The following is a 13385-nucleotide window of genomic DNA, read 5'->3' as shown; positions in this document are numbered from 1 at the left end:
ACGCGAGGCTGTGCTTCAGGGCGCGGCGCTCGCTTCCGTTTCCATGGGAAACACCACCAGGTGGTCCATCTCTACGCGTATACCAATCTGCATACCTTTGGCATGAACATGATGGCTCGGCACCAGGGTCTGGATACGGGCGCCGCTGTCCAGCGCCAGGGTGTACATGAACTCGGCACCACGGAAGGCTTTTTCCAGAACCCTGGCGGTGGCAGGGCTGTCATCATCATGAATGACATCATCGGGCCGGATCAGCACTGATACCAGCGCGCCGATCTCATGACCCAGACTCTGATCCGAATGCAGGACCCCAAGCTCAGTGCTCACCGACACATCGTCGACAACAGTGCCCGGCAGGAAAACGCCTTCCCCGACAAAATCCGCTACGTAAGCTGTCGCCGGCTCATGGTAGAGCGCAAAGGCTGAGCTCCATTGCAACAATTGACCAGCTTTCATCACGCCGATCTCATCGGCCATGGCAAAGGCTTCCAGCTGGTTATGACTGACCAGTATTGTGGTAATGCCATCCTGCTTGAGCACCGCACGAATTTCGCGGGCAATGTCTTCACGCAGCTCCACGTCGAGGCTGGCAAAAGGCTCATCAAGCAGCAGAATGCGCGGCTTGGGCGCCATCGCCCGGGCAATGGCCACCCGTTGTTGCTGGCCACCGGACAAACGATGCGGAAAGGCCTGCAACAGTTCACCGATGCGCAGCATATCCGCCAGCGCATCAATGCGCCGCTCACGTTCGGTGGCACTGACGTGCTTCAAACCAAAGGCAATGTTTTCTTTTACGCTCAGGTGCGGGAACAGGGCATAGTCCTGAAATACCATGCCGACCTGACGTTTTTCCACTGGCACGCGGAAACCGGGTTCACTGACCAGATGACCGGCCACACTGAGACGACCGCTGGTGACTGCCTCGAAGCCGGCAATGGCACGCAGCAAGGTGGTTTTGCCGCAACCACTGGGGCCCAGCAGACAGCCGATGTCACCTTCGTTCAGCTGCAGATCAATGTGTTGTACGATGGGCGTTTTTTCCAGCGCCACCGAAACATTGTTTAATTCAAGTGCGTGCGTCATGACCGGGCCTGGATGCAGAAATCGATAAGCTGATGATGATAACAGGAATAATACCGGCCAGAACAATCATCAGCGCCGAGGCAGCTGCCTCTGTCAACCGCTCCTGATTGGCCAGCTCATAGGTGCGAATGGCCAGCGTATTAAAGTTGAACGGCCTCAGTATCAAGGTGGCAGGTAGCTCTTTTAGTACGTCAACAAAAACCAACAGGCTGGCGGTCAACAGACTGCCGCGCAGCATGGGAATATGGATACGACGCAGGATCTGCCAGGACCCCATGCCCATGGAGCGACCGGCATCGTCCATGCTGGGTCGGATCTTGCCCAGACCGGCATCAACGGTATTCATGGCCACCGGCAGAAAGCGCACGATATAGGCAAATACCACGGCCACCAGCGTACCGCTGAAAATGAGGCCCGTGGACACACCAAACTGCTGTTGCATCCAGGCGTCAATCGAGTTGTCCACCCAGGCGAACGGTATCAGTACCCCAACGGCGATAACGGTGCCCGGTATGGCATAACCCAGGCTGAGCACGCGCACGCTGCTGCGCATCAGCAGATTCGGCTGCAAGCGCTTGGCATAACTGATAAACAGGCCCAATACCAGCGCGATCACAGCCGCCGTCAGGGCCAGGCGAAGACTGTTGAACAGCAACTCACTGAAGGCACTGAAATCGACCAGATGGCGTGTGTCCCAGGCCCAGTAGGCAAGCTGCAGAAACGGAACCAGAAAGCCCAGAACCACCGGTGCCGCGCAAAAAATCAGCGCCAGCCACTTGCGCAAACCCTGCAGTCGGATCTGGGGCAAACGGGAATACTTGGTACTGGTATGGTGATAACGTGCCCTGCTTCGTGACCAGTGCTCGGTCAGCACCAGCGCCAGTATGAACAGCATCAGCACGGCTGAAAGCTGCGCCGCAGCAGTACTGCTGCCCATGCCAAACCAGGTACGGAAAATACCGGTGGTGAACGTTGATATGCCGAAGTACTGGACAGTGCCGTAGTCGGCCAGGGTTTCCATCAGCACCAGGGCCAGTCCGGCGATGATCGCCGGGCGCGCCAGCGGCACGGCCACCCGACTGAAAGCGCGCCAGGGCCCGGCACCGAGCGTGCGCGACACTTCCAGAACACAGACAGACTGTTCCAGAAACGCCATGCGCGACAGCAGGTAGACATAGGGATACAACACCAGCGACAGCATGGTGATGGCGCCACCCAGGGAACGGATCTGGGGAAACCAGTAGTCCCCAAAACGCAGATCAAAGGTGTCGCGGATAAAGCCCTGCACCGGGCCGGTCACATCAAGCATGCCCGTATAGGTATAGGCGATGATGTAGGCCGGCATCGCCAAAGGCAACACCAGGGCCCATTCCAGCAAACGACTGCCCGGAAAACGGTTCATGGTGACCAGCCAGGCAGGTGCCACACCCAAGACCAGCACCAGCAATCCCACACCGGTCATCAGCATCAGGGACTGTGCGATGTAATCCCACAACAGTGTGTCTGCCAGATGAGCCCAGACGCCATCGCTGGCGGAACCAATCGAGGAGAACACCGTTAATACCGGAACGCTCAGCAATAAACAAAGGGCAATAATCGCAATTATTGCCCCGTGTTTTATCATGGCGGTTTTAAGCGTAAACGATCCGGTCAAAGCGTTGCCATACCCTGCATTATCTCCAGCCGGCTCTGTCCATCACACGCACGGCTTCAGTATTATGGATACCGAGTTGATCCAGCGCAACAGGATCTGCCTTGAACTCGCCCCAGGATTCGAGTGTATCGCTGACCGGAATGTCGGGGCGGATAGGATACTCATTATTGGTTTCGGCGTACCAGATCTGCGCTTCATCACTCACCATATACTCCAGCAACTGAATCGCTTCCGCCCGGTTGGGTGCATGTTCGCTGACACCGGCACCGCTGACATTGATGTGAGCGCCACGGCCATCCTGGTTGGGCCAGAATACCGCCACCGCCTGCGCCTGCTCCTGCTGGTCAGCAGAAGTGGCATTGAGCATGCCAGCAAGGTAGTAGGTGTTGACCACGGCAAGCTCGCACTGACCAATGGCAACGGCGGCGATCTGATCCCGGTCGCCACCCTGCGGGTTACGCGCCATGTTGGCGACCAGGCCGCGAGCCCACTCTTCAGTGGCTTCTGCGCCGTGGTGACTGACCAGCGAAGCGGTCAATGACTGGTTGTAGATGTTGGATGATGAACGGATGCAGATTTTGCCAGCCCATTTCGGATCAGCAAGATCTTCGTAGGTCGACAGCTCGGCCGGATCTACGCGCTCCTTGTCATAAACAATAACGCGTGAGCGCAGTGATACGCTGAACCAGTGACCTTCGGCGTCACGATACTGTTCAGGAACCAGGGACGTAAGCACGTCGGACTCGACCGGTTGCAACAGGCCCATTTCCTCAGCCCGGTGCAAACGACCGACATCGACCGTCAGCAGAACGTCAGCAGGCGAATTGGCGCCTTCGAGATCCATACGGGTGATGAGCTCATCGGCGCCACCGGTAATCAGATTGACAGTGATACCGGTCTGTTCCGAGAAACGATCCAGGATAGGCTTGATCAGGTTCTCCTCTCGGGCGGAGTACACATTCACCTCAGCGGCACTGAGTATGCCGGCTGCCAGCAAGCTCAGTGTCGCAACAGAGGACAAGCAAACCTTTTTAAAAGATCGTGTTTCGCTACCACGACGTTGCGAACCAAACAGCATATCAACCTCCCGAAACAGAATTATCTTAAATTCGGGATAATGATAATTGCTCTCATTTCGATTTGCAATTTATATCTTCGTTGACCGACACCGTATTTGCTCTGTGTTGACTATTGCGCAGCAGCGGCGTCGGCCTCTTGCCGCCTTTCACCGGCCAGAATGCCGGGCAGACCATAATTACCTTCGTGACAGGCGTATTCATACATGCGCGAGTCAGTGGTATTGAAGCTCATCTCGCCACGCCAGACCTGGGTATAGTAGACAGGATCGTCGACCTCGAATTCATACAGAATCTGGTCGTCGGAGTAGCGGGTAAAGCGCTCAATGACCCGCCCCTCATCAGACAGATTGACCTGCCCGCTGCCCGCCTGCTGCGGGTGCAGATTTCGCGTTTCCACCACCAGCGTGTCACCCTCCCACCAGCCGATTGCGTCACCCAGCCACTGCTGCAGCTCCGGTGGTCGATGCTCACCATTGATGGGAATGATGCGGGCGTCCTGATTCATTTCCACCAGAATCATCAGGTAGTCGTCAGTCTGCACAAACCGGTAATGATTGTTGTACAGCACATTAAGCATGGGAGGCCCGCCGGTGCCGCCAAAACCGATCAGGCAGCGCTCACCCAGTGAGCGCCCTTCGGGGCCATCATTGCTGCTGAAATGCTCCCGAAACTCACGACGCAACTGCTGCCCTTCTTCGGAGTAGGGAATGCGGCCATTTTCCGGCTCGGTAATCCAGGCGGTACGATGTTCGCCCCGGACCACACCAAAGCTGTTGCCCGGATCAATCCAGAACGCATTGTAACCACGCCCCATGCCAAGGTCAGAGCCATCGAGCAATTCACCGGCCTCCAGATTGTCATCGGTCGCCTGCCTGACATTCTGCGGGTGCGCTGCCGTGACAGCAGCCACTTCATCGGCATCGAGTACCAATTTGTCATAGCGCTCACTGCGCTGCAACGTGGTGATTGAGGCATTGGTCCACAGGCCCTGAAAATCAGGCTTGCCCGAAGGCGTGCGTGGTGGCTCATAGACTGCTTCGGCTGCCATAGCAGGCACTGCCAGCAACATGGCTGCCAGCCCCAGCGCTGAAATCACCAGCCGCGGGCCTGGCGACGTCGGGCGTGCAGAAAAACAGCCGCCGCATGTGGATACGGTAAAAAGACTCATGGTCCCGATTCCCCTTTATGATGTCATTATTGTGCAAGGAACATGCTGCAAACTAAACCACCTGTGAGCAGGAATCAAGAACTGTTAGCGCAATGCGCCATGCCCCCGGCTATCGCCAAAAGGCGCCACAGACGCGGCGAATCGTCGCAGTTCAGCGCCAAAGCGCGTGTTGATATGCGATACTGAACGGGCTTATCATGCAACTCCACATCATTATCGGCCCGCGTCGGACCTGACAACCTCGACTGCTGCTGCGCCGACGCACGGGAATCCGTATGACACTGATTAAACAAATCAAATCCTGCCTGCTGCTGGGCGCAGCGCTACTGACTGCCTGCGGTGAGACCGCGGTTGATGCACCCGTGGCCGAGAGTGCCCCGACGTACAATCTGACGCTGAACATGACCGAATTCATGGCCCATGTACTGGAGCCTACAGCTGATGGCCTGTGGCGTTCGGCGGGCTGGGTACTGGACGAGGTGGATGGTTACTATGAACTCTACCCCACCGATGATGAAGGCTGGCAACGCGTTGAAAATCACGCGGCGATGATCGTTGAAGCCGGCAATGCCCTGATGTTACCCGGACGCGCGATGCCGCAGGCCGAGTGGGCCACCTACTCCCAGGCCATGAGTACTGTCGGACTCACTGCCATGCAGGCCGCACGCGATCAGGATAAAGAAGCGATATTCCAGGCCGGCGCGCAGCTGTACAGTGTCTGCACAGCCTGCCACCAGGCCTTTAATCCGGAAATACTGTCGCGTTTCGCCCCGGGCAGCCTGGCCGACTGATGTACCTGGCAAACCTTATCAAACCCGCCTTGCTGCTGTTGACAGCGTTGCTGACAACAGCCTTTATGGTGAGCGCACAAGCCCACAATATCGCCGACGGTGACGCCGCCTTTGTGGCTGGCAATGCCGGCGCCGCCGTGTTCCCGTTTATCTACCTGGGCGCCAAACACATGGTCACCGGCTACGACCATCTGCTGTTTCTGGCCGGGGTTGTATTCTTTCTGTCACGTCCGGGCCAGATAGTTCAGTACGTCACCCTGTTTGCCGTTGGCCACAGCATTACCCTGATCTTCGGGGTGCTGGCCGACATTCATGCCAATGCTTACCTGATAGATGCCGTCATTGCGCTGTCAGTGGTGTACAAGGCGCTGGAAAACATGGGCGCACTGGACCGGCTGGGCCGCTGGCATCCGGATACGCGCCTGGCCGTCCTGGTGTTCGGTCTGTTCCACGGTTTTGGCCTGGCGACCAGCTTGCAGGAACTTGAACTGCATCCCGATGGCCTTGTTATCAACCTCATCAGTTTTAACGTCGGCGTCGAGATCGGGCAGATAATCGGGTTGTCCCTGATCGTTGCTGTCTTTACCGTCTGGCGCAAGTCCCCCACATTCGACAACACAGCGTTTATCAGCAATGCAGCACTGATGAGTGCAGGCTTCATGCTGTTGATATATCAATTGACCGCCTGGCAACTCGCAGGCTGAACGCTGAAACAACTCTCCGGGAGAAACCTCGTCATGGAACAAAACAAAACCAACCGCAATCTGGCCGTGGCCATCAGCGCCGCCTTTGTTGCCGCCATCGCCCTCTTTGTCGCCGTCATATTGCCCGCCGAGTTTGGCAGAGATCCACTGGGTACCGGTCGTCTGCTCGGCCTCAGCGGCGTGTCTGAAACAACGGCCGACGCTTTGCAAACCCAATTCGAGTTCCACAAGACTGACGAGGTCGAATTTATTCTGGAGCCCTTCCAGTCACTGGAATATAAATACCTGATGGATCAGGGCAACGGCCTTGTCTTCAGCTGGCACGCCGATAGCGAGCTGTATTTTGACCTGCATGCAGAAAATATTACCGTAGAGGACTACGAAGAAAGTTACGCGGAAGGTGATTCCAGCCAGGATATGGGCGTTTACGAGGCTGCATTTAACGGCATGCATGGCTGGTTCTGGGAGAACCGCGGGTTCGACACCGTCACCCTGCGTCTGCAGACCTCAGGCTTCTATGTACATGCCACCGAATATCGGGGCGGCGGCAGCACCGACCGTTCACCGGAACCGGTATTCGCTGACTGAGCCGCCTCAGCGAGTGGCGTTGTGACAGCTTTCACACGACTCGTACAAGGCGCCATTAAGATCCATCAATGCATCCATATCCCTGGCCTTGGCGGCGCCCCACGCCGCCACGGCGGCATTGCGCATGAGCAACGTATCCCGTAACCACTGATCCGAGTCCTGTGCGTAACCCGGCACCAGCAACAGATTGGCTGACTCTGCCAGCATCAGGGTCTTGTTTTCCATCTCAAGCCACGCGGCGTCATCTTCGGGTGGGAAGCGCGACACATAAAACACGGCGTCCGATGTGGGCTGGATGATCCTTGTCATCAGCTCCGACATGCTTGCCGTTGCCTGCAGTGATGATTCGGCCGCCAAAACGCCGACCGACAGTGCCAACAGAATCACACTGGACATCAATTTGACTCTCATAACGCACCTGCCAACTGGAATCGATATGGCAGAAGATAACACAAACAAAAAAGCACCTGTTTGATCAATCTCAAACAGGTGCTTTCTGGTTTGGCATTTCCCGCCGGATTACCGGCCGGGAATCAGCGCAGCTTGTTACTGGCCTGGATCAGCACCATCTTCCGGTGCACCGATGCCTGAAGAGCCCATGAACAGTTTGCGGCCATCCGGGAACGTGATGTCACGTCCGTTGGCACGACATGCTGGTGAGCACAGACGGTCTTTACTCTGGTAACCGGTTACCACGATTTCCGTGCCGATTTCCAGTGAACGACGGTTGATGCCACGACGCAGCAGCGTATTGGGTGTACCACCCTCAGCCATCCAGACCTGCTCGCTACCATCATCGTTAGTGTGGTTCAGGTGGATCCAGGAATGGGGATTAATCCACTCCACTCGTGTAATCGGACCACGCAGCGCTACCGGCAGATTGGCATCGAATTCGGCAGAGAACGCGTGATGCGCGGTTGCCGGCGTTTTAACGCCCATGGCAGCAATACCACCAACCACTGCTACAGCAGCTACAAGCAGTTTCATTTTCATATTAATCACCCCTATTCATTTAGCTAAGCTAGGTAAAATGGTACATCTCCCGGCACTCCAAATCCAGTCCCTGTCGGATCTGCCTGGCGTCTGTCACCGGTCTTTTGTCTCATTATGCGGTGTCAGGCCTTAACGCTGCCTGAACCGTTTGCTTGTGCCGTCCTCAGAACGGCATAACCATATCTTCCAGCGGCTCGCCTTTTCGGAAGCGGCCGAACAGCAACTCTTCCACAAACTCCACACACTTAAACTGGGGGAGCTCGAAGTTCTCTTCAAGTCTGCGGTACAACGGCATACTGATGGTCCACGGCTCGGTGTAAAGCTGCGGATCTTCGATCGTCGCCTCGTACTGCACGGTATTCTCATTCACCATGGTGTAGCGCTCGGTGACAGTGGACTCCCAGGACCGGTAGTTACCCGCCCGGTCATACCAGGTCTGATCGATCAGGCCTGACACTTCCACCACGAATGTGTCTCCTTCCCAATAGCCATACGACTGGCCCATCCAGGAATCAATCGGCGCCTCGCCCGGATCTTCCAGGTAGACATTGCGCACAGCACCGGCAAACGAGTAGGCAATGAAGAATGCACTGTCACTCTGGAATATCTGGAATGGATGCGGCAGATACGTCGCGCGCGGCACACCCGGCATGAAGCACTTGATTTCAGGGTCACGCGCCAGCCAGTTTTCGCGATTCTCATCGCGCTGTGCCAGTGCCTCTGGCTTGTAGGGGATGTAGCCATCATTGGTGGTAATGACGCCCTGACTGGCCGGTACCGCACCAATTGCGCCCATGGCAACCACTTCCGGCGCCGGCACCGGGACAAAGTCACCCGGTACCATGGAGAACGCAGACTTGGGTGCCGCCGGCTCAAGATTGTTGTTGGCGTTGCTCAGAACCTGCCAAATGCCATTAAAATCCGGCTTGCCGTCCGGCATGCGCGGAATAGATGACATGGCCGTGGAGCCCTGAGCTTCAGCGGCAGGTGTCATTTGAGTGGAAGTTTGTGTGTCGCCAGGTGAACAGGCCATAAAGCCCAGAGCGACTGCAGCGGATAATAATTGTAATTTTTTGAACCCGTTTAGCATATTGTTATACACCTCCCCTTGTGATCGATCGATATAACCATTTCGGTTTTTGGCTGTCAAGCGCAAAAAACCAAGCCCCCATCGCTAGCGCGGCGGGTCGGGCCGATCGGCATGATTGCCGTTGACACGAAACCAGCCGGCGATACTGTAGCGATCGCGGGCGGCCGGCAGCACTTCGTGTGGCACCTCGGTACTCAGGAATACCACTACCGTGCCGTAGGCCGGTAAAACCTTGTGCACTATCTGTTTGCCCGCCTCGTCATAGATCGCCAGTTCACCGCCATCGGCAAGCTGCCAGCCCGGATTAAGATAGGTCACCAGCGACAACACCCGGCGCGCACCACGCTCAGTCCCGTCAGGCCGGAATGCGTCGACATGCTTTTTGTAGAAATCGCCGGGCTGGTAGTGAGCAAAATGCGACTCAAAAGAAAACAGCCCCAGAAACAGTTGCCGGTTGAGAAAGGTCTGCAATCGACCGCTCCAGGCTAACCACTGCTGTTCCGCCTCAGCACTGCCGTCGATCCAGCGTATCCGGTCGCGGCGCACGAAGGGGTTGTGCACATGATCATTGCTGCGCCCGACGCCGGCCGGGGCAAACCGGTTACTGTCAGCCTCGCGGACGTGCTCAAACAGTTGTCCCGCCAGGGCCGGCGGCAATGCATCGGGCACCACACACCAGCTCTTTGCCTGCAATCCGTCGGCAATTTGCTGAAAGGCGGAGAGCTCGTGACCGGAGCCGTCGTCGGTTGGCAAGCTGGTGAGCGCGCCCAATCAGAACTCTTCCTGGCTGTTTTTCATGATCTGGTCCAGATAGGTACTGGTACGGGTCAGCTCGTAGCGCCTGAACTTGATACGCGGGTGCAGCTCGCGCATCTTCGAGCTGAGCAGCCCGTGTGCAGAATGCAGTTGCGCGTCGGTGATAATGCCGTTGATGTCACATTCGCGCGCCAGCTTTAACAGCCGGTCGAAGTTGACGATGAAATTTTCAGTATGCGTTGTGCGGATCTGGGTGCCGTAAAACAGGGGCAGCATATTTTCGCTACGCCCCGACAGAATCAGAAAACGGCGTGAAAATATCTCGAAATCGCCGGTGGCAAATTGATGCCACATTTCCATGAACTGGGCGTCCGTAATGCTGGCATCACCTGCCGGTCCCTTGGCGGACTGCAGCAACAGACCACTGATACCGCCAAGCTGACGACGGGTGTTGTCAGCGATCTTGAAAAAGGTTTCCTGCCTGGCATTGCGTTCATTGGCCGCCAGCGCCTCGGCTTGCCGCGCCGACACCACGTTGCTGTGGTACAACTCACGGTTATTCTGCGCCAGCACGGTTTGCTGGATAAACAGGCCGATCACCAACCACAGAAATGCCAACGGAGCGAAGGCTCCTTCCAGAAAATTGCCCATTTCATCAATCGGCAAATCGCCAAAATTGCTCCAGCCAACATTCAACGAAATATACAGCATACCCAACAGCAACCAGACCAACGTAACCGCCAGCCCGAACAGGATACGCCAGTCACTGCCATCGAATCCGGTGCGGTTGGCAGGGCTGTCCGGCAGGTCGGTTGCTCTCTGCGCCGGCACCTCTACGAGGCCGGTGGTTTTTGTTTTGGTTTTTGTTTTGGTATCTGACATGCAAGCACCCCGGTAAGGGCGGCAGAATACTGCGCCCCCGGGCTGCGGTCAATACGCGCGGACACCGCGCACGGCTAGATCCCGGGTCAACAACTCGTCCAGCTTGCGCTTGATGGCAAGATTGGCATCACGTTGCCCCTGCTGACGATGCTGCGCGGCGTAGGCAGCCACGCTGGTCTGCAGAGCGGGCAGCTGGCCAAAGAAACGCGTCAGTGTCGCCCGGTCGGTCTTGTGCGCGTTAATGCCAAACCCCAGCTCTTCCAGACAGATCGCATTAAGTTGCTGTTCAAACTGCCCCGCCATGGGCATCGCAAGATAGGGCTTGCCCAGGTGAATCGCCTCACTGATCAACGTGAAACCTGCTGTCGCCAGCACTGACTGACAACTCTCCAGATCACGCAGGAAACCGTCAGTGCTGAAGGGCCGGAAACGCAGATTGCCATCAACGTCCTCCCGGTTACAGCCGTAAACGACAAACTGCTGATCGGGGAATGATTTCAGGATATCCAGTAAGTGCTCAAAATGACTGGTGACATACACCAGGTGATGGTTACCGCTACGGGGCTTGCAGTCCAGCACCTCACGCCGCAGAATCGGCGGAAACAGGAAGATGCGATCATTCTTGCGCTCTCCGTAGTAGTACGTGGTTGCCAAAGCGGCTGTTGGTGACGGCACCAACAGGCGAATCAGCAGCACCGTTATCCAGCGCGACACCATCAATCGTGCCGGTGAGCGGAATTTCATGTAGCGCATGCGATGCTGATTATCCAGACTGATCAACGGCAACCGGTACCACCACGCCAGCCACGCCGTGGTTGGCTCGAAGTCGGTGATCACGTAATCGGGCTGAAATGCCCGGACCAGCTTTATCAGCGCCTTCAGCCGCCGCAGCGCCCTGTCGCCACGGCGCAGGTTGTGCCACAGCGTTTTCAGCGGCCTGACGCGGTTGTTTTCGCAGACAATATGCAGGCCTTCGATTTCGATGGCATCGAATTCGGTGCTCATATTGCGGTAACCACGATCGTAGCTGACGATCCTGACCTCGTGCCCGCATGACAGCAGATGCCGTGTCATTTCCGTAGCCCGTGAGGAATGGCCGGAACCTTCGCCTGAAACCCCGTACAATATTCGGCTCATCAATCGCCCCTCCGCGTCAGTCAGTCACGTGCACTGGTTACCCGTTTTCGCTGGCGCCAAGTATATGGAAAGATTGTGACAATCCCGTTATGGCACACGTCAGCGTTTCCCCGGGCACATTGATTGCCATCAGCGCACAGACCACGGATAATTCACCTCCCGAATAAAGGATGCAGTCATGGCCACCCGTAAAACCGCAAAAACCGACGCAGAACAGGCAACGCCCGGCTTCGAAGAGTCGCTGGAGCAACTGGAGACGCTGGTCAGCGACATGGAAGATGGCAATCTGAGCCTGGAGGAAGCCCTCTCCGCCTTTGAAACCGGTATCAAACTGACCCGGCAGTGTCAGCAGGCGCTGCAGGCGGCCGAGCTCAAGGTGCAGATACTGAGCAACCCGGACGGTGAGCCCGCACCGATGGCGCTGGATGACAGTGCCCGCGGCGAGGCAGAGCCATGAGTCAGCTTTCGCAAACCGACCTGCCTGGCTTCCTGCAGGACTGTCAGCAACGTTGCGCGGAGCATATGGCGTCATACCTGAACAGGCTACCGGATATGCCGATGCGCCTGACCGAAGCCATGCGCTACAGCACGCTGCTGGGAGGCAAACGCATTCGCCCGGCACTGGTTTATGCCAGTGCCGACGCCCTGAGTGACACCAGAGCCGGCGGCACCGACGTGGCCGCCTGTGCGGTTGAATTCATCCATTGCTACTCACTGGTGCATGACGACCTGCCCGCCATGGACAATGATGATCTGCGCCGGGGTAAACCCACGCTGCACCGCGCGTTTGACGAAGCCACCGCGATCCTCGCTGGCGACGCCCTGCAGGCACTGGCGTTCCAGGTAATCGGCGAGAACGAGCAGATCACCGCGGCCTTGCGCCTGCGTATGCTGACCGTGCTGGCGCAGTCGGCTGGCTGTCAGGGCATGATTGCCGGCCAGGGCATTGATCTGGCGGCCGTGGGCAAATCCCTGAGCGTCAATGAGCTGGAAACCATGCATCGGCTGAAAACCGGCGCTCTGATCAGCGCCAGCGTTGAACTGGGCGCGTTAAGTGCAGGCTGCACCGAACCCCGGACACTGGCGTCATTGCGCCACTATGCCCGCTGTATCGGACTCGCCTTCCAGGTTCAGGACGATATTCTGGACGTGACAAGCGATACCGCCACCCTGGGCAAAACTCAGGGCGCTGACCACGCCCGCAACAAACCCACCTATGTCAGCCTGCTGGGACTTGATGGCGCACGCAGCAAAGCTGACGCGCTGGTGACGGAAGCCATTTCGGCGTTGTCTGCTATGGGCAACCGGGCAGGCACGCTGGAAGCCATTGCCCGGTACATTACGTCGCGGCAACACTGATAAACGGCGCGCCGGTATCACTGAATTTAGGGTTTGACGATGACACTGCTGTGGATTAACGTAACTGACTGCCCGGGACGACTAATGGAACGCATAGGCTA

Annotated in this window: 15 protein-coding genes; 5 read left to right on the top strand and 10 right to left on the bottom strand. The window is 57.1% G+C overall.

Annotation, left to right across the window (positions count from 1 at the left end; genetic code table 11):
* Positions 1-15: 15 nt before the first annotated feature.
* The 4 genes from ENH71_RS00850 to ENH71_RS00835 all read right to left on the bottom strand — a co-directional run bounded on the left by ENH71_RS00850 (position 16) and on the right by ENH71_RS00835 (position 4984).
* Positions 16-1083 carry an ABC transporter ATP-binding protein gene (locus ENH71_RS00850; protein ID WP_294134725.1) on the bottom strand — a complete coding sequence of 356 codons (1068 nt, stop codon included), beginning with the start codon at positions 1081-1083 and terminating at the stop codon, positions 16-18.
* Positions 1067-2638 (bottom strand): ABC transporter permease, encoded by a 1572-nt coding sequence (locus tag ENH71_RS00845; RefSeq protein ID WP_317622396.1) that lies wholly within the window; start codon positions 2636-2638, stop codon positions 1067-1069. Before ENH71_RS00845 ends, ENH71_RS00850 begins: the two co-directional genes overlap by 17 nt.
* Positions 2639-2756: 118 nt before the next feature.
* Complete coding sequence (locus tag ENH71_RS00840; protein WP_294137349.1) at positions 2757-3815, bottom strand: Fe(3+) ABC transporter substrate-binding protein; 1059 nt, start codon at positions 3813-3815, stop codon at positions 2757-2759.
* Between the two features lie 110 nt (positions 3816-3925).
* Entirely contained in the window at positions 3926-4984 is a 1059-nt protein-coding gene (locus ENH71_RS00835) for a hypothetical protein (RefSeq protein ID WP_294134718.1), read from the bottom strand.
* A 275-nt stretch (positions 4985-5259) separates the two neighbouring features.
* Between ENH71_RS00835 and ENH71_RS00830 the strand changes: the two genes are divergently transcribed.
* Genes ENH71_RS00830 through ENH71_RS00820 form a run of 3 tightly spaced genes read left to right on the top strand, consistent with a single transcriptional unit; the run spans position 5260 to position 7067 of the window.
* Entirely contained in the window at positions 5260-5775 is a 516-nt protein-coding gene (locus ENH71_RS00830; RefSeq protein WP_294134715.1) for a hypothetical protein, read from the top strand.
* Positions 5775-6479, top strand: coding sequence for a HupE/UreJ family protein (locus ENH71_RS00825; RefSeq protein ID WP_294134712.1), 705 nt, complete (start codon positions 5775-5777; stop codon positions 6477-6479). The genes ENH71_RS00830 and ENH71_RS00825 overlap by 1 nt, the downstream gene beginning before the upstream one ends.
* Positions 6480-6512: 33 nt before the next feature.
* Positions 6513-7067: a hypothetical protein gene (locus ENH71_RS00820; protein WP_294134709.1), complete on the top strand. Its 555-nt coding sequence runs from the start codon at positions 6513-6515 to the stop codon at positions 7065-7067.
* 6 nt (positions 7068-7073) lie between these two features.
* Here ENH71_RS00820 and ENH71_RS00815 read toward each other — a convergent pair whose 3' ends face one another.
* From ENH71_RS00815 to ENH71_RS00790, 6 genes are all read right to left on the bottom strand, one after another.
* A complete protein-coding gene (locus tag ENH71_RS00815) occupies positions 7074-7478 on the bottom strand; it encodes a hypothetical protein (protein ID WP_294134707.1) in 405 nt (134 codons plus the stop codon).
* A gap of 135 nt (positions 7479-7613) precedes the next feature.
* A complete protein-coding gene (locus ENH71_RS00810; protein WP_294134705.1) occupies positions 7614-8060 on the bottom strand; it encodes a DUF6152 family protein in 447 nt (148 codons plus the stop codon).
* Positions 8061-8223: 163 nt separating this feature from the next.
* On the bottom strand, positions 8224-9018 hold the full coding sequence (locus tag ENH71_RS00805; protein ID WP_294137346.1) for a hypothetical protein: 795 nt from the start codon (positions 9016-9018) through the stop codon (positions 8224-8226).
* A 216-nt stretch (positions 9019-9234) separates the two neighbouring features.
* Positions 9235-9921 (bottom strand): 2OG-Fe(II) oxygenase, encoded by a 687-nt coding sequence (locus ENH71_RS00800; RefSeq protein ID WP_294136518.1) that lies wholly within the window; start codon positions 9919-9921, stop codon positions 9235-9237.
* Positions 9922-10788, bottom strand: coding sequence for a hypothetical protein (locus tag ENH71_RS00795; RefSeq protein ID WP_294136492.1), 867 nt, complete (start codon positions 10786-10788; stop codon positions 9922-9924). It lies immediately after the preceding gene.
* Positions 10789-10836: 48 nt separating this feature from the next.
* The gene (locus ENH71_RS00790) at positions 10837-11925 is read right to left on the bottom strand and encodes an MJ1255/VC2487 family glycosyltransferase (RefSeq protein ID WP_294136490.1); all 1089 of its coding nucleotides are present in this window, start codon (positions 11923-11925) and stop codon (positions 10837-10839) included.
* A gap of 178 nt (positions 11926-12103) precedes the next feature.
* Between ENH71_RS00790 and ENH71_RS00785 the strand changes: the two genes are divergently transcribed.
* Positions 12104-12382 carry an exodeoxyribonuclease VII small subunit gene (locus ENH71_RS00785; protein WP_294136488.1) on the top strand — a complete coding sequence of 93 codons (279 nt, stop codon included), beginning with the start codon at positions 12104-12106 and terminating at the stop codon, positions 12380-12382.
* Positions 12379-13284: a polyprenyl synthetase family protein gene (locus ENH71_RS00780; protein ID WP_349768638.1), complete on the top strand. Its 906-nt coding sequence runs from the start codon at positions 12379-12381 to the stop codon at positions 13282-13284. Before ENH71_RS00785 ends, ENH71_RS00780 begins: the two co-directional genes overlap by 4 nt.
* Positions 13285-13385 lie beyond the last annotated feature (101 nt).

The organism is Pseudohongiella sp., assembly GCF_011050365.1.
Classification (GTDB): Bacteria; Pseudomonadota; Gammaproteobacteria; order Pseudomonadales; family Pseudohongiellaceae; genus Pseudohongiella.
Note: the sequence above shows the minus strand (reverse complement) of the source record. Positions and strands in the feature narration are given on the sequence as shown.

Coding starts and splice junctions, on each gene's coding strand:
- ENH71_RS00850 (WP_294134725.1), bottom strand. CDS start 1,083: ATGACGCACGCACTTGAATTAAACAATGTTTCGGTGGCGCTGGAAAAA.
- ENH71_RS00840 (WP_294137349.1), bottom strand. CDS start 3,815: ATGCTGTTTGGTTCGCAACGTCGTGGTAGCGAAACACGATCTTTTAAA.
- ENH71_RS00835 (WP_294134718.1), bottom strand. CDS start 4,984: ATGAGTCTTTTTACCGTATCCACATGCGGCGGCTGTTTTTCTGCACGC.
- ENH71_RS00830 (WP_294134715.1), top strand. CDS start 5,260: ATGACACTGATTAAACAAATCAAATCCTGCCTGCTGCTGGGCGCAGCG.
- ENH71_RS00825 (WP_294134712.1), top strand. CDS start 5,775: ATGTACCTGGCAAACCTTATCAAACCCGCCTTGCTGCTGTTGACAGCG.
- ENH71_RS00820 (WP_294134709.1), top strand. CDS start 6,513: ATGGAACAAAACAAAACCAACCGCAATCTGGCCGTGGCCATCAGCGCC.
- ENH71_RS00815 (WP_294134707.1), bottom strand. CDS start 7,478: ATGAGAGTCAAATTGATGTCCAGTGTGATTCTGTTGGCACTGTCGGTC.
- ENH71_RS00810 (WP_294134705.1), bottom strand. CDS start 8,060: ATGAAAATGAAACTGCTTGTAGCTGCTGTAGCAGTGGTTGGTGGTATT.
- ENH71_RS00805 (WP_294137346.1), bottom strand. CDS start 9,018: ATGTCATCTATTCCGCGCATGCCGGACGGCAAGCCGGATTTTAATGGC.
- ENH71_RS00795 (WP_294136492.1), bottom strand. CDS start 10,788: ATGTCAGATACCAAAACAAAAACCAAAACAAAAACCACCGGCCTCGTA.
- ENH71_RS00790 (WP_294136490.1), bottom strand. CDS start 11,925: ATGAGCCGAATATTGTACGGGGTTTCAGGCGAAGGTTCCGGCCATTCC.
- ENH71_RS00785 (WP_294136488.1), top strand. CDS start 12,104: ATGGCCACCCGTAAAACCGCAAAAACCGACGCAGAACAGGCAACGCCC.
- ENH71_RS00780 (WP_349768638.1), top strand. CDS start 12,379: ATGAGTCAGCTTTCGCAAACCGACCTGCCTGGCTTCCTGCAGGACTGT.